The organism is Arthrobacter sp. LT660 (genome assembly GCF_056172845.1).
On the sequence record NZ_CM149651.1, the window covers coordinates 2773923 to 2796222 of the forward strand.

22 protein-coding genes are annotated in these 22300 nt (G+C 70.7%); 17 read left to right on the forward strand and 5 right to left on the reverse strand.

Annotation, left to right across the window (positions count from 1 at the left end):
* Positions 1-27: 27 nt before the first annotated feature.
* The 5 genes from AC0QSG_RS12950 to AC0QSG_RS12970 all read left to right on the forward strand — a co-directional run bounded on the left by AC0QSG_RS12950 (position 28) and on the right by AC0QSG_RS12970 (position 5834).
* Complete coding sequence (locus AC0QSG_RS12950; protein WP_475375680.1) at positions 28-1035, forward strand: LacI family DNA-binding transcriptional regulator; 1008 nt, start codon at positions 28-30, stop codon at positions 1033-1035.
* A gap of 89 nt (positions 1036-1124) precedes the next feature.
* Positions 1125-2531 (forward strand): glucuronate isomerase, encoded by a 1407-nt coding sequence (gene uxaC / locus AC0QSG_RS12955; protein ID WP_475375681.1) that lies wholly within the window; start codon positions 1125-1127, stop codon positions 2529-2531.
* Entirely contained in the window at positions 2528-3994 is a 1467-nt protein-coding gene (locus AC0QSG_RS12960) for a mannitol dehydrogenase family protein (RefSeq protein WP_475375682.1), read from the forward strand. Before uxaC ends, AC0QSG_RS12960 begins: the two co-directional genes overlap by 4 nt.
* Positions 3995-4062: 68 nt before the next feature.
* Positions 4063-5292 (forward strand): D-mannonate dehydratase ManD, encoded by a 1230-nt coding sequence (manD, locus tag AC0QSG_RS12965; protein WP_475375683.1) that lies wholly within the window; start codon positions 4063-4065, stop codon positions 5290-5292.
* Positions 5289-5834: a gluconokinase gene (locus AC0QSG_RS12970; protein ID WP_475375684.1), complete on the forward strand. Its 546-nt coding sequence runs from the start codon at positions 5289-5291 to the stop codon at positions 5832-5834. Before manD ends, AC0QSG_RS12970 begins: the two co-directional genes overlap by 4 nt.
* Here the strand turns inward: AC0QSG_RS12970 and AC0QSG_RS12975 are convergent.
* Together AC0QSG_RS12975 and AC0QSG_RS12980 are read right to left on the reverse strand one after the other, a co-directional pair.
* Positions 5798-6595 (reverse strand): HAD-IIA family hydrolase, encoded by a 798-nt coding sequence (locus AC0QSG_RS12975; RefSeq protein WP_435727700.1) that lies wholly within the window; start codon positions 6593-6595, stop codon positions 5798-5800. The two genes, AC0QSG_RS12970 and AC0QSG_RS12975, sit on opposite strands and share 37 nt — an antisense overlap.
* Positions 6592-7632: a magnesium and cobalt transport protein CorA gene (locus tag AC0QSG_RS12980; protein WP_435727701.1), complete on the reverse strand. Its 1041-nt coding sequence runs from the start codon at positions 7630-7632 to the stop codon at positions 6592-6594. The genes AC0QSG_RS12975 and AC0QSG_RS12980 overlap by 4 nt, the downstream gene beginning before the upstream one ends.
* A 58-nt stretch (positions 7633-7690) precedes the next feature.
* Here AC0QSG_RS12980 and AC0QSG_RS12985 point away from each other — a divergent pair, with 58 nt between their 5' ends.
* Positions 7691-8389 (forward strand): TrmH family RNA methyltransferase, encoded by a 699-nt coding sequence (locus AC0QSG_RS12985; RefSeq protein WP_475375685.1) that lies wholly within the window; start codon positions 7691-7693, stop codon positions 8387-8389.
* Between the two features lie 18 nt (positions 8390-8407).
* On the opposite strand, the gene AC0QSG_RS12990 is transcribed toward AC0QSG_RS12985, so the two are convergent.
* Positions 8408-9601 (reverse strand): TerC family protein, encoded by a 1194-nt coding sequence (locus tag AC0QSG_RS12990; protein ID WP_475375686.1) that lies wholly within the window; start codon positions 9599-9601, stop codon positions 8408-8410.
* Positions 9602-9945: 344 nt separating this feature from the next.
* Here AC0QSG_RS12990 and AC0QSG_RS12995 point away from each other — a divergent pair, with 344 nt between their 5' ends.
* The 3 genes from AC0QSG_RS12995 (at position 9946) to AC0QSG_RS13005 (ending at position 12756) form a co-directional block, all read left to right on the forward strand.
* On the forward strand, positions 9946-11205 hold the full coding sequence (locus tag AC0QSG_RS12995; protein WP_475375687.1) for a lipase family protein: 1260 nt from the start codon (positions 9946-9948) through the stop codon (positions 11203-11205).
* Positions 11206-11299: 94 nt separating this feature from the next.
* Positions 11300-12322, forward strand: coding sequence for a class II fructose-bisphosphate aldolase (gene fbaA, locus AC0QSG_RS13000; RefSeq protein ID WP_475375688.1), 1023 nt, complete (start codon positions 11300-11302; stop codon positions 12320-12322).
* 8 nt (positions 12323-12330) lie between these two features.
* Positions 12331-12756, forward strand: a complete 426-nt coding sequence (locus tag AC0QSG_RS13005) for a DUF3151 domain-containing protein (RefSeq protein WP_475375689.1) — start codon at positions 12331-12333, stop codon at positions 12754-12756.
* Between the two features lie 9 nt (positions 12757-12765).
* Here the strand turns inward: AC0QSG_RS13005 and AC0QSG_RS13010 are convergent, their stop codons facing one another.
* Complete coding sequence (locus AC0QSG_RS13010) at positions 12766-13413, reverse strand: hypothetical protein (RefSeq protein ID WP_475375690.1); 648 nt, start codon at positions 13411-13413, stop codon at positions 12766-12768.
* Between the two features lie 62 nt (positions 13414-13475).
* Between AC0QSG_RS13010 and AC0QSG_RS13015 the strand changes: the two genes are divergently transcribed.
* A complete protein-coding gene (locus AC0QSG_RS13015) occupies positions 13476-14102 on the forward strand; it encodes a thymidine kinase (protein WP_475375691.1) in 627 nt (208 codons plus the stop codon).
* A 68-nt stretch (positions 14103-14170) separates the two neighbouring features.
* On the forward strand, positions 14171-14599 hold the full coding sequence (locus AC0QSG_RS13020; RefSeq protein WP_475375692.1) for an SRPBCC family protein: 429 nt from the start codon (positions 14171-14173) through the stop codon (positions 14597-14599).
* On the opposite strand, the gene AC0QSG_RS13025 is transcribed toward AC0QSG_RS13020, so the two are convergent.
* Positions 14571-15146, reverse strand: a complete 576-nt coding sequence (locus AC0QSG_RS13025) for a TetR/AcrR family transcriptional regulator (protein WP_475375693.1) — start codon at positions 15144-15146, stop codon at positions 14571-14573. The genes AC0QSG_RS13020 and AC0QSG_RS13025 overlap by 29 nt on opposite strands.
* Positions 15147-15252: 106 nt before the next feature.
* Between AC0QSG_RS13025 and bioB the strand changes: the two genes are divergently transcribed.
* The 6 genes from bioB to AC0QSG_RS13055 are packed head-to-tail and all read left to right on the forward strand — an operon-like array spanning position 15253 to position 22253.
* Complete coding sequence (gene bioB / locus AC0QSG_RS13030; protein ID WP_475375694.1) at positions 15253-16368, forward strand: biotin synthase BioB; 1116 nt, start codon at positions 15253-15255, stop codon at positions 16366-16368.
* Entirely contained in the window at positions 16365-17732 is a 1368-nt protein-coding gene (locus AC0QSG_RS13035; protein ID WP_475375695.1) for an adenosylmethionine--8-amino-7-oxononanoate transaminase, read from the forward strand. The genes bioB and AC0QSG_RS13035 overlap by 4 nt, the downstream gene beginning before the upstream one ends.
* Positions 17732-18907 carry an aminotransferase class I/II-fold pyridoxal phosphate-dependent enzyme gene (locus AC0QSG_RS13040; RefSeq protein WP_475375696.1) on the forward strand — a complete coding sequence of 392 codons (1176 nt, stop codon included), beginning with the start codon at positions 17732-17734 and terminating at the stop codon, positions 18905-18907. Before AC0QSG_RS13035 ends, AC0QSG_RS13040 begins: the two co-directional genes overlap by 1 nt.
* Positions 18904-19998 (forward strand): cytochrome P450, encoded by a 1095-nt coding sequence (locus tag AC0QSG_RS13045; protein ID WP_475375697.1) that lies wholly within the window; start codon positions 18904-18906, stop codon positions 19996-19998. The genes AC0QSG_RS13040 and AC0QSG_RS13045 overlap by 4 nt, the downstream gene beginning before the upstream one ends.
* Positions 19995-20720 carry a dethiobiotin synthase gene (gene bioD, locus AC0QSG_RS13050; protein WP_475375698.1) on the forward strand — a complete coding sequence of 242 codons (726 nt, stop codon included), beginning with the start codon at positions 19995-19997 and terminating at the stop codon, positions 20718-20720. Before AC0QSG_RS13045 ends, bioD begins: the two co-directional genes overlap by 4 nt.
* Positions 20721-20747: 27 nt before the next feature.
* On the forward strand, positions 20748-22253 hold the full coding sequence (locus AC0QSG_RS13055; RefSeq protein ID WP_475375699.1) for an SLC13 family permease: 1506 nt from the start codon (positions 20748-20750) through the stop codon (positions 22251-22253).
* Positions 22254-22300 lie beyond the last annotated feature (47 nt).

Genomic DNA, 22300 nt, shown 5'->3' on the forward strand with positions numbered 1-22300 from the left:
CGCCTACAGTTGGCGCGGGAGGTCCACATGACAGATGCGTCCAAACTGCCCTCGATCTACGACGTCGCCGAAGCCGCCGGGGTCTCGGCGTCCACGGTGTCCCGTGCCTTCGCCCGGCCGGGCCGCGTCAGCCACCAGACGGCGCAACGGATTTTCGAGGCGGCGGCCGCCGTGGGATACCGCTCCGCGCACGTCAGGGGCATCAGTCATGCCCAGGGCCAGCGGACCTCGATGATCGCCCTGGTCATCGCGGACATCAGGAACCCCGTCTACGCCGAAATAGTGCGCGGGGCGGAGGCCGCGGCCGCCGAATCCGGCTACACCATGTTGTTGGCCCACACCCAGGAGTCCGAGGCCAAAGAGCGCCTGGCGTTGGAGCGCGCGCTGGCGTCGGTGGACGGGATCGTGCTCTCCAGCTCCCGGATGTCCGATTCCGCCATCCGGATGCTGGCCAAGCAGAAGCCGATGATCGTGATGAACCGCGCCGTCAAGGACGTCGCGAGCGTGGTCACGGACAACCCGCGGGGAATCCGCCGCGCCGCGGAGCACCTGGGCGAGTTGGGGCACCGGAACATCACGTACCTCGCCGGGCCCGAGGCATCCTGGGCGGACGGGATGCGGTGGCGCTCGCTCCGCGAGGCGGCGCTGGAACTGGACCTCGCCGTGCGGCGGACCAGCTCCAGGGCGCCGACGATCGGCGGGGGAGAGGAGCTGGCGGCCGAATGGCTGCAGCACCGCACCACCGGCGTGATCGCGTACAACGACCAGATGGCGATTGGCTTCATCAAGGCGCTGCGCCGGGCGCGGGTGCGCGTGCCGCGGGACCTCAGCGTGGTCGGTTTCGACAACAGCTACGGCGCCGCGCTCGTCACGCCGTCGCTGACCACGGTCGAGGCGCCGCTGTATTCGCTGGGTGCGACCGCGGTGAACAACCTGCTGGCCTTCGCCGCCGGCGCGAAGTCCAGGTCCAACACGCCGGTGGTCCTGCCCACGCGGCTGGTCGTGCGCGATTCGACCGGACCGGCCCCCGCCTGAGTCGCGACCGCCCCGCCCGCCTGAAATTGATGTTGCCAACAAATGGCAACTCTTTGACCCCGGGCCCGCCGGACGGAAACGATGTTGGCATGTCCCCATCGATTGCCGCCGCGCCAGACCGGCTCCTCCCGTCCGATTCCGGCGTCCGCGCCATTGCCCGGGACCTGCTGGCCCTCGTCGAAGACCTCCCGATCATTTCCCCGCACGGCCACGTCGAAGCGGCCGTCCTGGCGAACGACACCCCGTTCCCGGATCCGGCGTCGCTGCTGGTCACGCCGGACCACTACGTCAAGCGACTGATCCACGCCAACGGCGTCCCCATGGAGCGCCTGACCCTCGGTTCCGGCCCCGACGTCGATTCCCGGTCCATCTGGCGCGAGTTCTGCAAGGCCTGGCCGCTGTTCGACGGCACCGCCTCCGGCTACTGGCTCCGTTCCGAGTTCGAGCACGTGTTCAAGCTGGGCGGAGAGATCTCCGAGGAGACCGCCGACGCCACCTACGACGCGCTCCAGCTCCGCCTCAACGAGCCGGGCTTCCGCCCCCGCCAGCTCTTCAAGGACTTCAACATCGAGGTCCTCGCCACCACCGACGACCCGATGGACGACCTCCGGCACCACGCGGACATCGCCGCGGACCCGACCTTCTCCGGCCGCGTGGTCCCCACGTTCCGCCCCGACGCCTACCTCAACATCGCGCACCCGGACTGGGTGGAGAACGTCGACCGGCTCATCGGAGAGGCCGGCGACGGCGCGTCCGGCTACGCGGGCTACATCGCGGCCCTGGAGAACCGCCGCCAGTTCTTCATCCGGCACGGCGCGGTCTCGGCCGACCACGGCAGCAAGACGCCGCAGACGCTGAAGCTGGACCGGGCCGAGGCGGAGCGCCTCTTCACCAAGGCGCGCTGCGGCGAGGCGACGGCGGAGGACCGCGACATCTTCGAGGCGCACATGATGTACGAATCGGCGCGCATGTCCGTCCAGGACGGGCTCGTCATGACCGTCCACCCCGGATCCTTCCGCAACCACCACCTCCCGACCTTCGAGAAGTTCGGCGCCGACACGGGCCACGACATCCCGTTCCCGGTCAGCTACACCGAGGGCGTACGGGCCGTGCTGCAGGACTTCGGCACCGCGCCGGGCTTCAACTTCATCCTCTTCACCATGGACGAGACGGTGTTCTCCCGCGAACTCGCCCCGATGGCCGGCTTCTACCCGTCCGTGTACATCGGCGCCCCGTGGTGGTTCCTGGACGCGCCGGACGCGATGCTGCGCTTCCGCTCGGCCGTCACGGAGACCGCCGGTTTCTCCCGCTCCTCCGGGTTCATCGACGACACGCGCGCCTTCTGCTCGATCCCGGCCCGCCACGACGCCTCGCGCCGCACGGAGGCCGCGTTCCTGGCCCGGCTCGTCGCCGAGCACCGGGTCAGCGAGGAGCGCGCCCGCGAACTCATCGTCGACGTCGTCGACACGTCGCCGCGCCGGGCGTTCAAGCTGTGAGCGCCCTGACCACGGCCGCGCGGCCGCTGAACGCCACCACGTACGACGCCGGTGAGCGCGCCCCCGTGCGCATCGTCCACCTCGGACTGGGTGCGTTCCACCGAGCGCACCAGGCGCGGTACACCCAACTCGTCGGGGGCAACAAGTGGGGCATCGCCGCCTTCACCGGCCGCAGCGCCGCCGCCGCCGACGAGCTCGCCGGACAGGACGGCCTGTTCACGCTCGTCGAGCGCGGCGCGGAGGGCGACACGTTCGCCGTCGTCGATTCGATCGTCGAGGCACACGACGGCGCCGACCTCCACGCGCTCGCCTCGCTGTTGGCGTTGCCCTCCACGGCCATGGTCACGCTGACCGTCACCGAGGCCGGCTACAAGCTGGCGCCGGGCGGCGGAAAGCCGCGGCTGGACATCGCCGACGCCGCGGTCGCCGCGGATGCCGCCGCGCTGTCCGCCCACTACTCCGACGGGCTGCTGGAGCTCGCCGATCCCGACGCGGCCGGATCCCTCACCGGACGCCAGGTCACGACGGCGCCCGGGCGCCTCGTCGCCGGGCTCGCCGTCCGCCGCGCGGCAGACGGCTGGCCGCTGGCGGTCGTCTCCTGCGACAACCTCGCCGGCAACGGGGCCGCGGCCCGGGCCTCCGTCGTCGGAATGGCCGAGCTGGTCGACGCGCAGCTGGCCGCCTGGATCGCGGAGAACGTCTCGTTCGTGGACACGTCGATCGACCGCATCACCCCGCGCACCACGGACGCCGACCGCGCCGCGGTCGCCGGGGGTACCGGCTACTCCGACGCCTCGCCCGTGGTGACGGAGCCCTTCAGCAGCTGGGTCCTGAGCGGCGAGTTCCCCGCGGGACGCCCGGACTGGCAGGAGGCCGGCGCCGTGTTCGTCGACGACCTCGAGCCCTTCGAGCGCCGCAAGCTCTGGCTGCTCAACGGCGCGCACTCGCTCATGGCCTACGCGGGCCAGCTCCGCGGGCACGCCACGGTCGCCGAGGCGCTCGTCGACCCCGCTGTCGCCGGCTGGGTCGACGCGTTCTGGGACGCCGCCGCCGCCCACCTGACCGATCCGGTGCTGGACATCCCGGGCTACCGCGCCGCGCTGCTGGACCGGTTCGGGAACCCGCGCATCGCCCACCACCTGGCGCAGATCGCCATGGACGGGTCCGTCAAGCTCGCCATGCGCGCGGTCCCGGTCTACCGGGCCGAACGCGAGGCCGGCCGGGACGGCGAGGCCGCGCTGCGGCTGCTCGCCGCGTGGGCGGACCAGATGGCCGCGCAGGCGGCCGCCGGCGTCGAAATCCCCGACCCGGCCGCGGCCGAACTGGCGTCCGTCCTCGCCGATTCCGCGGGTGACGCCACGGCGCAGACCGCAGCGCTGCTCCGTGTCGTCGACAAGGCGCTGGGCGACGATGCCGAGGCCGTCGCCGGCGTCGTGCGCCAGCGCGGCACCATCGCCGGCTAGGCCCGCCGCACACCTTCCACGCTTCCTTCCCACTACACGGAATCCCACCTCCGAGAGGACCCCCACCGATGAAGATCATCAAAGCCGAAGTGTTCGTGACCAGCCCGTCGCGCAACTTCGTCACCCTGCGCGTGACCACGGACGACGGCGTCGTCGGCATCGGCGACGCGACCGTCAACGGCCGCGAGCTCGCCGTGGCCAGCTACCTGAAGGACCACGTCGCCCAGCTGCTCATCGGCAAGGACCCGCACCGGATCGAGGACACGTGGCAGTTCCTCTACCGCTCCTCCTACTGGCGCCGCGGGCCGATCACCATGGCCGCGATCGCCGCCGTTGACATGGCGCTGTGGGACATCAAGGGCAAGGTCGCGAACCTGCCCGTGTACCAGCTGCTCGGCGGGGCGTCCCGCAACGGCCTGCGGGCCTACGGCCACGCCTCCGGAACCGACACCGAGCAGCTCTTCGACTCCATCCGCGAGCACCTGGAACTGGGCTACAAGTCCATCCGCGTGCAGACCGCCGTCCCGGGCATCAAGGCCGTCTACGGCGTCGCCGCGCAGACCCAGTCCTCGGGCGAGCGCTACGACTACGAGCCCGCCGGCCGCGGCGCGTTCCCGCAGGAGGAGGACTGGGACACCCGCGCCTACCTCCGCCACCTGCCCACCGTGTTCGAGGCCGTGCGCAACGAGTTCGGCCCCGAGATCCCTCTGCTGCACGACGGCCACCACCGGATGACCCCCATCCAGGCGGCCAGGCTGGGCAAGTCCCTGGAGCCGTACGACCTGTTCTGGCTCGAGGACTGCACCCCGGCCGAGAACCAGGAGGCCCTGCGCCTGGTCCGCCAGCACACCACCACCCCGCTGGCCATCGGCGAGGTCTTCAACACGGTCTACGACTACCAGGCGATCATCAAGGAACAGCTGATCGACTACGTGCGTGCCGCCTCCACCCACTTCGGCGGCATCTCCCCGCTGAAGAAGATGATGGACTTCGCCGCCCAGTACCAGATCAAGTCCGGCTTCCACGGCCCGACGGACATCTCGCCGATCGGCTTCGCGGCCCAGCTGCACGTGGGGCTCGCGATCCACAACTACGGCATCCAGGAGTACATGCAGCACTCCGTGGCCACCAACGAGGTCTTCGAGCAGTCGATGTCCTTCACCGACGGCTACCTGCACCCGGGCGACAGGCCCGGCATCGGCGTCGAGTTCAACGCGGAGGCGGCGGCGAAGTACCCGTACCAGCAGGCCTACCTGCCGTACAACCGCCTGATCGACGGAACGGTCCACGACTGGTGAGCACCCGGACCGAAGGCGGCCACCGCGTGGTGGTCATGGGCGTCTCCGGCTGTGGCAAGTCCACGGTCGGGGCGCTCGCCGCGCAGGACCTGGGCGGGACGTTCCTCGACGGCGACGCGCTGCACCCGCAGGCCAACATCGACAAGATGGCCGCGGGCCAGCCGCTGGATGACGGCGACCGGGAGCCCTGGCTCCGCGAGATCGGCGAACGCCTGGCCTCCGCCGCCCCGGGGGAGACCCTGGTGATCGCGTGCAGCGCGCTGAAGCGTTCCTACCGCGACCTGATCCGCGCCGCCGCGCCGCAGGCCGTGTTTGTGCACCTGCACGGCAGCCGCGCGCTCCTTAGGGAGCGGATGGAAGACCGGCCGGGGCACTTCATGCCGGCCAGCCTGCTGGACTCCCAGCTCGCGACGCTCGAAGAGCTGGAAACGGACGAGGCCGGGCGCGTGTTCGACATCGCCGCCGAGCCCGCCGAGATCGCCCACGCGGCGACGGCGTGGCTTGGTCAAATCTCGCGCAGCAGCTCCGCGACCGAGGGGTAGACGGCGTCCGGGCGGAACGGGTAGGCGGCGATGTCCGCCGGCCGGGTGATTCCCGTGTGCACGAGCACCGTGAACAGCCCGGCCTCCATGCCGGCGATGATGTCCGTGTCCATCCGGTCCCCGATCATCGCGGTGGTCTCCGAGTGCGCCTCGATCCGGTTCATTGCGGAGCGGAACATCATGGGGTTCGGCTTGCCCACGACGTAGGGCGTGCGCTTCGTCGCCGTGGTGATCAGCGCGGCCACCGCGCCGGTGGCCGGCAGCGCGCCGTCGGTCGAGGGGCCGGTGGCGTCCGGGTTGGTGGAGATGAACCGGGCGCCGCTGTCGATTAGCCGGATCGCCTTCGTGATCGCCTCGAAGGAATAGGTGCGGGTCTCGCCGAGGACCACGTAGTCCGGATCCTGGTCGGTGAGGATGAAGCCGGCCTCGTGCAGCGCCGTCGTCAATCCCGCCTCGCCGATGACATACGCCCGGCCGCCCGGCACCTGGCGTTTGAGGAACTCGGCCGTCGCCAGCGCTGACGTCCAGATGTTCTCCTCGGGGATGTCCAGCCCGGACGCGGACAGCCGCGCCTGCAGGTCCCGAGGCGTGAAGATGGAGTTGTTCGTCAGCACCAGGAACCGCTTGGACGTGTCCACCCAATGCGAAATCAGATCCGACGCGCCGGGAATCGGCTGGTTCTCATGCACCAGCACGCCGTCCATGTCGGTCAGCCAGCATTCGATGTCGTGGGGGGTGCGGCTTTGGATCAGGGGGCTCATAGCCAACCTTTCTTCTTGAAGACCAGGAAAAGACAGACGCTCGTGGCGGCCATCAGGGTGAGCGCGGCCGGGTAGCCCCAGGCCAGGGACAGCTCCGGCATGCGCTGGAAGTTCATGCCGTAGATGCTCCCCACCAGCGTGGGGGCGAAGAGGATGGCGGCCCAGGAGGAGATCTGCTTCATCTGCTCGTTCTGCTCCACGCTGGCCTCCGCCGCCCGCTGCGAGATCAGCGTGGAGGACAGGGACAGCGCGTTGGTGAGCACCTGGCGCATTGCGGCGATCCGCTCGGTCAGGCGGATCACGTGGTCCTGGACGTCCGCGAGAAGCCGGTCCAGCTCCAGTGCCGCCGGGTCCGCGCCGGGACGCTCGACGGCGCTGCCGCGCGGTTCGGCGTCGTCGTTGACGGCCGCGCGGCGCAGGACGGAGACCATGCGCTCCAGGGGGGAGACCGCACGCTGGAACTCGACGACCTCCCGGGATAGCTCGTAGATGCGCCGCGCCACCAGGGTGTTCCCGGTGAACAGCTCCGACTCGATCTCCTCGATGTCGTTGTCCAGGCCGTCGGCCACGGGCACGTACTCGTCGACGACCTGGTCCAGGATCGCGTAGAGCACGGCGTGCGGGCCCATGGACAGCAGCGCGGGATCGTCCTCGAGCCGCCGGCGCACGGGCGCGAGATGGGGGACCTCCACGCGGCGCACCGTGACCACGAAGTCCGGGCCGGTGTACACGTGAAGCTCCCCGAACTCGACCTTTTCGACGTCGTCCAGATAGCGCGCGGGCCGCAGCACCACCAGCGTGTGGTCCCCGTAGTGGTCCATCTTCGCGCGCTGGTGGCCGTTGAGGGTGTCCTCGATCGCGAGTTCGTGCAGGTTGAGTTCGTCCGCGACGGCGCGCAGCTCGGCATGGTCCGGGCGGTAGAGGCCCAGCCACGCCATGCCCCCGACCGCCTTCATGTGCTCGAAGGTCTCCGTGAAGTCCGCGGGCGCGGCGGTCCGCTTGCCGTCGACGTAGATGGCGCTGTCCACAATTGCCACGGGCGGGCTCCTTTCGGCGTGCGGGTAGGGCCAGTCTTCCACCAACTAGGATTGGACGGTGAAGAACGCCCCCGAAAAAGCCCCCGATTCAGCCGCCGCGCCCGCCGAAGCCGAGGAGCCGACCGTGGCGTGGCAGGACCCGAACCCGCCCGTCGGCGTCGGGCCGTGGGAGGGCGAGCGGCCCGAGGGGACGCACTGGGACGAGGAGCTGCTGCGCGACGGCGACCGGCGCAACGTCGCGGACAAGTACCGGTACTGGTCGCACGAGGCGATCGTCGCCGACCTGGACACGCGGCGGCACGACTTCCACATCGCGATCGAAAACTGGCAGCACGACATGAACATCGGCACGGTGGTGCGCACGGCCAACGCGTTCCTCGCCAAGGAAGTCCACATCATCGGACGACGCCGGTGGAACAAGCGCGGCGCGATGGTCACCGACCGCTACCAGCACGTGCGGCACCACGCCACCGTCGCGGAGTTCACCGAATGGGCGGCCGGCGAGGGGCTCGCGGTCATCGGGATCGACATCTTCCCGGACTCCGTGCCGCTGGAGACCTTCGAGTTGCCGCGCAACTGCGTCCTGGTGTTCGGGCAGGAGGGCCCGGGGCTCTCGGAGGAGGTGCACGCGGCGGCGGAGGCCACGCTGAGCATCGAGCAGTTCGGTTCCACCCGCTCCATCAACGCGGCCTCCGCCGCGGGCATTGCCATGCACGCGTGGATCCGCCGGCACGTCTTCGGCCAGCTCCCCGCCTGAGTTCCCCGGGGCGCCTCCCTAGGCCGGGCCGGACGCCAGCTCGCGGTGCCGTTCGTGGGCGAGGGCGACCTTAGCGCGGATCGCGTCCACGTCCTTGGCCTTGTCGCGGTACTTCTGCTCCATGGTGCGGATGTTCTCCTCCTCCTGGACGAGGCTCGTGTAGATCCGCTCGCGCTCGGCCGTGTCGGCGGTGTAGTCGAGGTCCAGGTACGTCTCGGCGTGCCGGCGGGCGTTGTTGATGGCGGTCTGGGCTTTGCCGGCCTTGGAGACCAGGGAGGCGACGACGGTGAGCACCAGGACGCCGACAATCACCGAAAGGGAGAGCGCGGTGGTGATCTCAATGACGTCCACGTGTTCGCCGCCGTTGATGAACGGGAGGTTGTTCTCGTGGAGCGCGTGCAGGAAGAGCTTGACGCCGATGAAGCCCAGGATCGCGGCGAGTCCGTAGGAGAGGTAGATGAGCCGGTCCAGCAGTCCGTCGAGCAGGAAGTAGAGCTGGCGGAGGCCCATCAGGGAGAAGGCCGTGGCGGTGAAGACGATGAAGACGTTCTGGGTCAGGCCGTAGATCGCCGGGATCGAGTCCAGCGCGAACAGGATGTCCGTCCCGCCGATGGCCACCATCACCAGCAGCATCGGGGTCAGGGCCTTCTTGCCGTTGACGATCGTGAACAGCTTGTCGCCGTCGTAGTGGTCCGAGGTGTGCAGGAAGCGCTTGGCGAGCCGGATGATGAAGTTGTTGGCCTGGTCGTCGCTGTGCCCGCTCGGCTTGAGCAGGTTGCCGGCCGTGAGCAGCAGGATCAGGCCGAAGACGTAGAAGATCCACGAGAACGTGTTGATGAGCGCGGCACCGGCGAAAATGAACGCCGTGCGCATGATCAGGGCGAAGACGATGCCGAAGAGCAGCACCTTCTGCTGGTCCTCGCGCGGGACCTTGAAGCTGGCCATGATGACCAGGAACACGAACAGGTTGTCCACCGAAAGCGCCTTCTCGGTGATGTACCCGGCGAAGTACTCCCCGCCCATGGTTCCGCCTCCGACAACGAGCACCCCGATTCCGAACAGGATAGCCAAGCCCACGTAGACGGAGGACCAGATGGCGGCTTCCTTGAGTTGCGGAATGTGCGCCTTGCGGATGTGGAAGAAATAGTCGAAGGCCAGCAGGCCCACAATGGCGATGATCGTCGCTATCCAGACAAACGGGGGAACGGTCACGGGCGGATCCTTTCGGGGACGTTGATTCCCGCGAGTCTCTCCACCGGACGCCGTCCGGTCGCTGCACCCGGCGCGGCAACGGTGCCTCGCGTGTTGACGGGTGCAGCGCGGGGATACTCCCTCACGCTCAGCCCAGCATAGCGGAGGCGCCTGTCGGTTCGCTGTGCCGACCTTTACGGATGCGCGGAAGTGCCCATAGGGTGTGACGTGCCCCACATATTACCCGCGAGTAATCGCGGGATGGCCGGCGCGGCAACGACGCCGCCCCCATCGAAGGAGTCCGGAGGCACCGCACCGCCCGCCGCCTCGCCACGGGAGCCGCGGCCGCGGCGCTCGCCGTCGTCATGTCCCTGGGGGCCATCGCGCCCGCCCACGCCGGGACCGTGGACACCACCGACGCGTCCGATGCCGGGGCCCTCGCCGAGGGCGACCTCGAGCGCCAGCGCGCGCTCGAGAAGCTCGCGGCCACCGTCGACGGCGACTTCTACGTTCCGCCGTCGGAGCTGCCGGCGGGCGACGGGACGGTGATCCGCAGCGAGCCGACACGGTTCTATCTGGATCCGGTGCGCCTGATCGAACCCGCCGCGGCCGCGACCCGCATCATGTACTCCTCGACCGACGCCCACGGGGAGCGCATGGCCGTGACCGGAACCGTGCTGGTGCCCACGAAGGTCTGGACCGGGGCCGGCCAGCGCCCGCTGATCGGCTACGCGGTGGGGACGCAGGGCGCGGCGGACCGCTGCGCGCCGTCGCGGCAGATGGCGATCGGCCAGGAGTACGAGGGCCCCATGGTCTCGGCCCTGCTGGACGCCGGCTACGCGCTGGCGCTCACCGACTACCAGGGGCTCGGGACGCCCGGGACGCACAGCTACATGGCCCGCGCCGCGCAGGGCCAAGCGGTGCTGGACTCGGTGCGCGCGGCCCAGCGCCTTGGCGTCGCCGGCATCGGCGCAACCAACCCGGTGGGGCTGGTCGGGTATTCGCAGGGCGGCGCGGCCTCGGCGTCGGCCGCGGAGCTCGCCCACGCCTACGCGCCGGAACTGAACCTCAAGGGCGCCTATGCCGGCGCCGTCCCGGGGGACCTGGACCCCGTGGCCGCGCAGATCGATTCCTCGCTCTACCCCGCCTTCCTGCTCTTTGCGCTCTCCTCGCTCGATGCGCAGTACGCCCTGGACCTGGACGGAATCCTGAACGACTCCGGACGCCAGCGCGTGGCGCAGGCGGCCGAGGACTGCACCGTCGATGGGCTGCTGGCGCACGCGTTCGCGCAAACCTCCACCCTCACCAACTCGGGCGAGAACTTCACGCGGCTGTCCCGCGGCGAGGGGTTCGCGCCGGCGCTGCGGGAACAGCTCATCGGCGACGGGCGGGCGCCCCGCGTGCCCGTGCTGCTCTCGCACAGCCTGCTCGACGACGTCATCCCCTACCGCGCCGGACGCGGCGTCGCCGAGCGCTGGTGCGACGCCGGCGCGAACGTCTCGTGGGACACGACGCTCGCCCCGACCCACTTGGGCGGGTACGCCGCGGCGACGCCGCGGGCGCTGCTGTTCCTCAAGGCGCGGTTCGACGGCGCCGGACAGCTGTCGAGCTGCTGGCGGCTGTAGCCGTGTGACACAGAACGCAGCGTCGCCCGCGGAATCGTTAGGATGATAGTTAGCCAACGACGTCTACTCCCACCCCATCGAATCAGGAGTCAGCATGCCTATCGCAACCCCGGACAAGTACAACGCCATGATCGACGCCGCCAAGTCCGGCGGCTACGCCTTCCCGGCGGTGAACGTGACCTCGTCGCAGACGCTCAACGCGGCGATCCGCGGCTTTGCCGAGGCGGAGTCGGACGGCATCATCCAGGTTTCCACCGGCGGTGCGGCCTACTGGTCCGGCGCATCCGTGAAGGACATGGTGGTCGGCTCGCTGGGCTTCGCCGCCTTCGCCCGCCAGGTCGCCAAGAGCTACGGCGTCAACATCGCCCTGCACACGGACCACTGCCCGAAGGACAAGCTGGACTCCTTCGTGCTGCCGCTGCTGGCCGCATCTGAGGAGGAGGTCAAGGCCGGGCGCGACCCGTTCTTCAACTCGCACATGTGGGACGGCTCGGCGGAGACCCTCGAGGACAACCTGCGCATCGCGGCCGAGCTGCTTCCCCGCACCGCGGCCGCCAAGCAGATCCTCGAGGTCGAGATCGGCACCGTGGGCGGCGAGGAGGACGGCGTCGAGAACGCCATCAACGACAAGCTGTACACCACGGTCGAGGACGCGCTGGCGACCATCGATGCCCTGGGATCAGGCGAAAACGGCCGCTACATCACCGCGCTGACCTTCGGCAACGTGCACGGCGTCTACAAGCCCGGCGGCGTGAAGCTGCGCCCGGAGATCCTGAAGGACATCCAGGCGCAGGTCGGCGCGAAGATCGGCAAGGACAACCCGTTCGACCTCGTCTTCCACGGCGGATCGGGCTCCTCCGAGCAGGAGATCGCCGACGCGGTCTCCTACGGCACGATCAAGATGAACATCGACACGGACACGCAGTACGCGTTCACCCGCCCGGTGGCCGGCCACATGCTCGCCAACTACGACGGCGTCCTGAAGATCGACGGCGAGGTCGGAAACAAGAAGACCTACGACCCGCGCGTCTGGGGAGCCGCGGCCGAGGCCTCCATGGCCGCCCGCATCGTGGAGGCCGCGCGTCAGCTCGGCTCCGCCGGCAAGAGCCTGAAGTAGGCGGCGGCGTGAGCGAGGGCCTGGGCCGCAACCTGCTCGGCATTTCCGAAACACTGCTTCCGGACGAGACGGAGGTGGACGCCCGCCTGGCGGCCGGCGACGAGCCCGTGGACATCGCGGCGGCCCAGCCGACGTCGTCCCTCGCCTGGGCGCTGCTGGCGGACGACGCGTTCGCCGAGGGCCACCCGGTCGAGTCCTACGCGTACGCCAGGGTGGGCTACCACCGTGGGCTGGACTCGCTGCGGAAGTCCGGCTGGCGCGGACAGGGGCCCGTCCCGTGGCGCCACGTGCCGAACCGCGGCTTCCTGCGCTCGCTGTACGCGCTGGGCCGTGCGGCCGCGGCGATCGGCGAGGCGGACGAGGTCGATCGGATCGGCAAGTTCCTGGACGATTCGGACCCGGCGGCGAAGGCCGCCATCGAGTCCGGCGAATAGCCCCGGTAGCTACAGGTAGCTACGACGAAGAGACGGTCCTTCCGCCGCGGCCCCGCGCCGTGGTGGGAGGACCGTCGTCGTGATGGCCACGGCTTGGGGAGTGCGGGGAACCGAACTGAACCCAAAGCGCACGGGCGGATCGACCGGGGCCAACGCGCCGAGGTCCGCGCCGCCCCAGCCCGCGGAAACCCGGTCGATGCCGCGGATCGAGCGGACTCCGTAGAACTCGCGGCGGCCCCCGCCGGCCGAGCCCGCCGTCGCGACGCCGGGCACCAGCGCGCGCGCCAACGGGTTGATGGCGGCCAGCCACGCGGGATGGACGGCGAGACGCGCCGGGATGCGCTCCATCGCCCGTCCCAGCGCGGTGACCGCGCCCAGGTGGACCGTGAGGTCCAGGGGACCGCCGCAAACCCGCAGGACGAGGTCCCCGGTTAGGGCTGCGGTCAGTGGGGACACCACGACGTCGTCGAATCGGTAGGTCGCCCAAACGTAGTCCGCGACCGCGCGGTTGGGGGCCAGCAACGTTCGGTTTCCGGCTCGGTCCTCCGTCATCACGTCCGTGAAGGCGCCCAGCGGGGACTCGGTCCAATGCCCGACCACCAGCCGCCGGCCCCCAGTGGTGCCGAACCCGGCAATGTACCCCGTGAAGCGTTCCATGGCCCCACGCTACGGGGCCGCTCCGCATAGAATCGATAGCCGCACCCGTCGAAAGGACCCCCTTGGCCAAGCTCTACTTCCGCTACGGCGCCATGAACTCCGGGAAGTCGACCGGCTTGCTGCAGGCGGCGTTCAACTACGAGGAGCGCGGCCAGCGCGTCCTGCTGGCCAAGCCGGACGTCGACACCAAGGGCGACGCGGAGATCGTGTCCCGCCTGGGCATGACGCGTTCCGTGGACTTCCTGATTCCGCCGGACGCGCCCGTCCGCGCCCTGTATGCCGCGCACGCGGCCGGCGACGATCCCGATGCCCTGTTGGAACACGTGGACCGGCAGCCCGTCGCGTGCCTGCTGGTCGACGAGGCCCAGTTCCTCTCCCGCGCGCAGGTCGACGACCTCTTCCGCATCGCCGTGCGGGACAACGTGCCGGTGCTGGCCTACGGCATCCGAACGGACTTCCTGACGCGGGCGTTCCCCGGATCGCACCGGCTGATGGAGATCGCCCACACGCTGGAGGAGCTCAAGACCATCTGTCGCTGCGGGCGGAAGGCCATCTTCAACACCCGTCGCGTCGGGGACGGCGTCGTGTTCGACGGCGACCAGGTCGCCATCGACGGCCAGGACGTCTGGTACGAGTCGTTGTGCGGGTCCTGCTACCTCGAGGCGTCCGGCGGCCGGCTGGGATCCTGAGTCCTCCGACCGGGGTCCCGGGACCGCCCGCTCTTCCCTGATCGCCGGCGGGCGAGCATCATGCAGGTATGGAACCGGTCCAGGCGCTCGCCGAGAGCGTGGTTGTGCACATTCCCCCTCCTCGCGCGTGGGCCCTGCTCACGGACTGGGTGGCCGCGCCGGTGTGGATGCCCGGAGTGACGGAAATGCACGCGGAGGGACCCACTGAACCGGGACTCGTGATCGACTTCCACGCGCGCGGACACGACCGCACCGCGGAGATCACCGCGCTTGATCCCGGGCGGAGCATCACCATCTCCACGGGGGAGGGGGACGCTGGAGTCCACTATGCGTATCTGCTGGCGGCCGAGGGCCTGGACACGCGGCTGACGCTCGATGTCACCGTCCGTGTCGGAGAGCAACTGGGGGACATGGCGGGGGACATCGCCGCCTCGGTCGCCGAGGCGGACCAGACCCAGCTCGCCAACTTCAAGCGGTATGCGGAAGCGGCTCCGTAGGCCGGCCCAGCACGCCGTCGAGGATCGCGCCGACACCCCACGCGAACGCCGCCTCGCCCAGGTCGGGACCGCCGGTCGCGCCGACGGCGTCCAACGTCGCCCGGTCCTGTTGCGCGGCCACGGAGCCCAGGATGTGGTTGAGCAACAGGTGCTGGGCCCACGCGGAGCGGTTCGCGGGAACGCCGGCTTCTTCCAGCAGGTTCCGCAGGCGGATGATCGGCGCCAACGCGGCGGGCTGCATCGTCTGGGCCAGCTGGACCACCTCGGCGCTGTCCGGGACGGGGGCCAGCGCGCCGCGGATCGCTACGGCCAGCCGCCGGATGGCTTCCCGGGGTTCGGCTGACGGCGCCGTGTCCCCGGCGATGCCGCCGAGGAGCCGCGCAGCGACGTCGACCAGAAGCTCCTGCTTGTTCTTCACGTGCCAGTACAGGGCGCCGACCTGGACGTCGAGTTCGCGGGCCAGGCGGCGCATGGAGAGGTCGCCGAGGCCGAAGTCGCTGAGGATGCCGACGGCGGTCTCCACCACCTGTTCCCGTGTCAGCGCCATGCCCACAGTCTAGGGGCGCGCACCGGCGCTCTGAGGAACGCGGCCTCCCCCCAGTGGTGGTGTAGGTTGTAGTCAAGTGAATTGAACACTGTTCAGGAGGACGGCTATGACGGAAACCATCGATCGGCAGCAGGCGGAAACGGGCGCGGAAAAGGGCGCGGCACAGCCCAACGGCCCCGGGCCGTCCGATCTCGCCCGGCGGATCCTGGAGGGTCACCGGCTCACCGCGGCGGAGGCGCTCGCCGTCCTCTCCGTGCCGGACGCCGAAACGCTCGGCCTGGTCGCCGCGGCCGGAACGCTCCGCCGCCGCCACTTTGCCGACACGGTCAAGGTCAACTACCTGGTCAACCTGAAGTCCGGCCTCTGCCCCGAGGACTGCACGTACTGCTCGCAGCGGCTCGGCTCGGCCGCGCAGATCCTCAAATACAGCTGGCTCAAGCCGGAGGAGGCCGTGCAGCAGGCAACCCTCGGCATCCGCGGGGGCGCGACGCGCGTCTGCATGGTCGCCAGCGGCAAGGGGCCCTCGGACCGCGACGTCGAGCGCGTCGCCGGAATGGTGGGGCAGCTCAAGGACGAGCACCCCGGCGTCGAGGTCTGCGCCTGCCTGGGCATCCTGAAGCAGGGCCAGGCCGAGACGCTGCGCGGGGCCGGCGTCGACGCCTACAACCACAACCTCAACACCGCCGAGTCCAAGTACCAGGACATCTGCACCACGCACGAGTACGCGGACCGCGTCGCCACCGTCGAGAAGGCCAAGGACGCGGGCCTGTCCCCGTGCTCCGGGCTGATCGTCGGCATGGGGGAGAACGACGCGCAGCTCGTCGAGGCCGTCTTCGCGCTGCGCGAGCTGGACAGCGACTCGATCCCGGTCAACTTCCTCATGCCGTTCGAGGGCACCCCGCTGGAGGGCACGTGGGAGTTGACCCCGCTGCGCTGCCTGCGGATCCTCGCCATGGTCCGTCTCGCCTGCCCGGACAAGGAACTGCGCATCGCCGGCGGCCGCGAAATGCACCTGCGCTCGCTGCAGGCCACCGCGCTGGAGGTGGCGAACTCCCTCTTCCTCGGCGACTACCTCACCTCCGAGGGTCAGGACGCCGAGGCGGACCTGGCCATGATCGCCGACGCCGGCTTCACCATCCTGGGGCACGACGCCGGTGCCTCGGCCTCCAGCCCCGTCCTCCGGCAGCGCGGGGCGGGAACCGGCGCCGCCCCGAACGCGTGAGCCCGCGGCTCCTGGAGCGCGACGCCGGCCTCTTGTGGCACCCGTACGCGCCGCTGGACGGCGGGGCGCTGTTCGCCGTCACGGGCGCGTCCGGTCCCACGCTCACGTTGGACGACGGCGCCGGCCGCCACACGGTGATCGATGGCATGGCGTCCTGGTGGTCCGCGGTCCACGGCTACGGGCACCCGGCGCTCGACGCCGCGGCGGCCCGCCAACTCGGCGACTTCAGCCACGTGATGTTCGGCGGACTGACGCACGCCCCCGCCGTCGAACTAGCCGAACGCCTGGTGCGCATGGCCCCCGAGGGGCTGGAGCACGTCTTCCTCGCCGACTCGGGCTCCGTCTCGGTCGAGGTCGCGCTGAAGGCCGCCGTCCAGTACCAGGCCGCGTCCGGCAGGCCGGGACGGCAGCGGTTCCTGAGCATCCGCGGCGGCTACCACGGCGACACCTTCGCGGCCATGAGCGTGTGCGACCCGGTGGACGGGATGCACGCGGCCTTCCCCGGGCTCGTCGCCGGGCAGGTCCACGCCCCGCGGCCCCCGGCCGCACGCCTGCGCGTGCCCGACGGCCAGCCACTGGATTCCGGGACCTGGGAGTACGACGCCGGAGCGCTGGCCGCGTGGGAGGCCGACCTCGGGCGGCTGGCCGGCACGCACGAGGCGGAACTGGCCGCGATCGTCGTCGAACCGGTGTTGCAGGGGGCCGGCGGGATGCATGTCTACCCGCCCGAGGCCCTGCGGATGCTGCGCCGCGCGGCCGACCGGCACGGGCTGCTGCTGATCGTGGACGAGATCGCCACCGGCTTCGGCCGGACCGGAAAACTCTTCGCCAGCGAGTGGGCCGGCGTGGTGCCGGACATCATGTGCGTGGGCAAGGCGCTGACCGGCGGCTACCTGAGCCTGGCGGCCGTGCTGTGCCACACGCGCGTCGCCGCGGCCCTGTCCGGATCGGAACACGGCGCGATCCTGCACGGCCCCACGTTCATGGGGAACCCGCTGGCCTGCGCGGTGGCAGCGGCTTCGCTGGACCTGCTCGCCGCGGGGGAGCCCGAACCCGCCTGGCGGGAGTCCACCACCGCCCTGCACCATTCCTTGACCACCGCGCTGCGTCCCGCTTCGGGCCTCCGGAGCGTGAGCGACGTCCGGGTGCTCGGCGGCGTCGGCGTCGTGGAACTGGATCGCCCGGTCGACGTCGTCGCCGTCACCCGCGCCGCCGTCCGCCACGGCGCCTGGGTGCGGCCGTTCCGGAACCTCGTTTACGTGATGCCCCCCTATGTCTGTGTGCCGGAGGACATCGCCGTACTGGGTGCGGCCGTGACCGCCGCGATCGCCGAGGTTCACGACGGCGCCGGAGAGGACCACTGATGGGTTCCATGCACGACTGGATCGCCGGACGCGCCCGGGTGCGGGCGGACCGCGGCACCGTCCGCGACACCCGCGGCGCCGCCGGGCTCTACGACCTGGCGTCCAACGACTACCTCGGGTTGGCCCGGGATCCGCGGCTGGCCGAGGCCTCGCGCCGGGCCGTTGCGGAGTTCGGCGCCGGGGCCGCCGCCAGCCGGGTGGTCACCGGAACCCTCCCGGTGCACGACGAGCTCGAGTCCGCCCTTCGCACCCTGACCGGCCGGGACGCCGCGCTGGTGTTCTCCAGCGGATACACGGCCAACCTGGGCGTGCTCGGCGCGCTCGGGGGACCCGGGACGCTGGTGGTGTTGGACGCCCACGCGCACGCCAGTCTCATCGACGGCGCCCGGCTCTCCCGCAGCCCGGTCGAAACCGCCCGGCACAACGATGCCGCACACGTCCGCGAGCTGCTCGCGCGCCGCACGGTGCCGCGCGCCGTCGTCGTGGTGGAGTCCGTGTACTCGGTGCTGGGCGACGCGGCGCCGCTGCGCGAACTGGCCCGCGCCTGCCGGGAACTGGACGCGCTCCTGGTGGTCGACGAGGCGCACTCGCTCGGGGTCCACGGGGCCGGGGCCGTCCACGCGGCCGGGCTGGCGCGGGACCCCGACGTCGTCGTGACCGCGACGCTGTCCAAGGCACTCGGGGCGCAGGGCGGCGCCGTCCTGGCCGCCGGGCCGCCCGCCGAGGCTCTGCGCGAACACCTGGTCAACACCGCGCGCACCTTCCTGTTCGACACCGGGCTGGCCCCCGGACCCGCCGCGGCCGCGGCGGAGGCGGCCCGCATCGTCGCCTCCGAACCCGGGCTCCCCGGCTCGCTCGCCGAACGGTCGGACCGGATCGCCGCCGCGCTCGCCGGCCCGGGCTTCGAATCCGGGACCGGCGCCGTGCACTCGGTCCGCGTGGGAGACGCCGCCGTGGCCACCGCGGCGGCCGGGGAACTGCGCACCCGGGGCATCGCCGTCGGCTGCTTCCGGACGCCCAGCGTGCCCGACGGCGTCTCCCGCCTCCGCGTGACCGCACGCGCCAACCAGAACGCGGCGGACCTCGACCGGGCGCTCGCCGAGGTCGCCGACGTCCTGCGCCGCAGCGACCGGTGCGCCAGCGACCGCCCGTCCCGTGAGGAAGCCACCGCATGACCAAGACCGACACCGACGGACGCTACCTGCGCGTGCGGGACCCCGACACGGTACGCGATGTCCTGCGGCGCACCGAGGAGTTCCTGCCGGAGAACGCGCTCACCGCCGTCGTGCCGTTGTGTCCCGAGGCGCTGCGGGTGCTGGCGCGCGTCGGCTTCTCGCTGCCTCCGGTGCTCGCGTCGGCGTCCGGTCCGGAGCACCTGGACGTTCGGCGCACGGTTGCAGCGTTCTTCAGCCCGGGGAAGGTCGGCGCGCTGGAGGCGGACATTGCCGCGTTGGCGGCTGACGCCGCGGAGGCCGCCCGGGAACGGATGATTGTGGGGGGCGACGTGGACCTGGGGCAGGCGCTGGCGTCGGTGGTGCCGCCGGCCATCATGGCCCGGCTTACCGGAACCGCGGTCCCCGACGGCGACGCCCTGAAGCGGTGGAGCCGCGACTCGCTCGAGCTGTTCTGGGGGTGGCCGGACCCCGCACGGCAGGTGGAGCTGGCCCGCAGCGCGGCGGAGTTCTACGCGTGGCTTCGGGGCGAGGTGGAGGCGTCGCGGGGGAGCGGAAACCTGTTCGGCGTCCTGCACGACGCCGGACTCGACGTCCGGCGGATCTGCTCGCTGGGGTACTTCCTGGTCATCGCCGGGCAGGAAACGACCGCCCTGCTGATCAACACCGTGCTGTACCGGACGCTGCGGGACCGGGAGGCGTGGGCGGCGTGCCGCGAGGAACCGGCGGCCCGCGCGCAGGTCCGCAGGATCCTGGCGACCGAATCGTCCGTGCACACGTGGCGGCGCCGGGCCGTCACGCGGGCCGTCGTCGACGGGCACAGCCTGCCGGCGGGGGCGGAGATCGTGCTGGAGCTGAGCGGGCACCACCGGGCGGGCGACTCCAGCGGCTACGCCCTGGCGTTCGGGTACGGCCTGCACCGGTGTCTGGGCGCGCGCCTGGCGGAGCTCGAGGCCGTGCTGGCGCTGCGGGAGGCGGCGCGGCTGCTTCCCGCGGCGGTGGGGACGGGGCCGGAGCCGCCGTGGCTGCGGTTGCTGTCCTTCCAGGCGCCGCTGCGGGTTGCCGCCCGGATGGCCGGGGAGGGGTCCGCATGATCCTCATGGTCACGGGAACGGACACCGGCGTCGGCAAGACGGTTGCGACGGCGGCACTGGCGGCCGCGCTGGATGCGGCCGGAATGCGCACGGCCGTCTACAAGCCGGTGCAGACCGGGGAGCCGGCCGCGGGGCACGGAGCCGAACACCCGGGTGGCGACATCGGCGAGGTGACGCGGTTGGCCGGGCCGGGCATCGTGGTCGCCGAGGGCGCCCGGTTGGCCGAACCCATGGCCCCGGTCGCGGCGGCCGCCGCCGAAGGGGCCGGGCTGCCCACGCTCGCGGAGCACGCGGGGCGCGTAGCGGAGCTGGGCGGGACGAACGACGTCGTGCTGGTCGAGGGCGCGGGCGGCGTCCTGGTGGAGCTGACCGCAGCCGGAGAGACGATCGCGGACCTGGCGCTGGCCGCCGGCGGCGCGATGCTGGTGGTGGCTCGGGCGGGCCTGGGAACGCTGAACCACACGCTGCTGACGCTGGAGGCCCTGGGCGCGCGCGGGGTGCCGGTCGCCGGAGTGCTGATCGGGGCCTGGCCCGCCGTCCCGACCGCGGTGGAGTTGTCCAACGAGGAGTTCCTGCGGGACGCGTGCCTGAAACGGGGCATCGAGTGGTGGGGGAAGCTGCCCGCCGGATCCGCCGGGCTTTCCCCGGCGAAGTTCCGCGCGCGGGCCGCTTCGTTGCTGGGGCGGGCGGCGGTCGTATACTCGAACGGAGCCGATTCATGAATTTTGTCCGAGTTGAAAGGTTCCACCATGACAACGCCGTCCACTGGAATTGACCATTCAGTCGCGCCCGGGATGCGCGCTCCGGCGGAGGATCCCCGCGTCATCATGCGCAAACGCATCGGACTGGCAGCCGGCGTGCTGTTGGCCGTGGCCGTGTACTTCCTGCTCCCGGCGGACCTTGAACAGGCCGGCCGGACGACGGCGGCGATCGCGGCCCTGATGGCCGTCTGGTGGATGACCGAGGCCGTTCCGTTGGCCGTGACCGCGCTACTGCCCCTGGTGCTCTTTCCCGTGCTCAACGTGGCGCCGATCGACGACGTCGCGCCGCCCTACGCCAATCCCATCATTTTCCTGTTCATGGGCGGCTTCCTGCTTGCCCTGGCCCTGCAACGCTGGAACCTGCACCGGCGCATCGCCCTGGCGACGGTCCTGCTGGTGGGCACCAAGCCGAAGATGCTCATTGCCGGATTCATGGTCGCCACCGGATTCCTGAGCATGTGGGTCTCCAACACGGCCACCGCCGTGATGATGATTCCCATCGGGCTCTCGGTCATCACGCTCGTCGCGGAGTCCGGCAACGGCACACGCGCGCCGAAGAACTTCAGCATCGCCCTGATGCTCGGTATCGCTTATGCGGCGTCCATCGGTTCGCTCGGCACCATCATCGGGACCCCGCCCAACGCGCTGATGGTCGGCTACCTGGCCGAGAACCACGACGTCACGGTCGGGTTCGGCCAATGGATGCTGGTGGGCGTTCCCATGGCCATCGTCTTCATGGCCATCGCCTGGTTTCTGCTCACCAGCGTCGTCTACAAGCCGGAAATGGATGAGATCCCCGGCGGCCGTCAACTGATCCACAGTGAGTACAAGAAGCTCGGTTCGATGAGCGTGGGCGAAAAACAGGTCCTGGCGATCTTCGTCCTCGCCGCCGCGGCCTGGATCTGCGTGCCGTTCCTCTGGCCGGATTCCAATATCGCCGACGCCGTCATCGCCATGGCCGTCGCCGTCGTGCTGTTCGTCCTCCCGGCGGATGTCCGGAAGGGCGTTCCCCTGCTGGATTGGTCGAGCGCGAAGGCCTTGCCGTGGGACATCCTCATCCTCTTCGGCGGCGGTCTGGCGCTGTCCTCCCAGTTCGGATCCAGCGGCCTGAGCGAATGGATCGGCACGAAAGTCGCAGGCCTCGAGGCGCTTCCACTGATCCTGCTCGTCGCCGTCATCGCCGGACTGGTCCTCCTGCTCACCGAACTCACCAGCAACACCGCGACCGCCGCGACGTTCCTGCCCCTGATCGGCGGCGTCGCCATCGGACTCGGCATCGACCCCATGCTGCTGGTCATCCCCGTGGCGATCGCCGCGACCTGTGCGTTCATGCTGCCGGTGGCCACGCCGCCCAACGCCATCGCCTTCGCCTCCGGCCACGTCCAGATCGACGACATGGTCCGGGCCGGCGTCTGGCTGAACCTCATCGCCCTGGTCCTGACCACGATCACCACGCTCACCCTCGCCGCCTGGGTCTTCGGGCTCGTCTATTGACAGAACGCGGCACCGGCCGGACGCCGCCTCCTGTGGATAACTCGCAT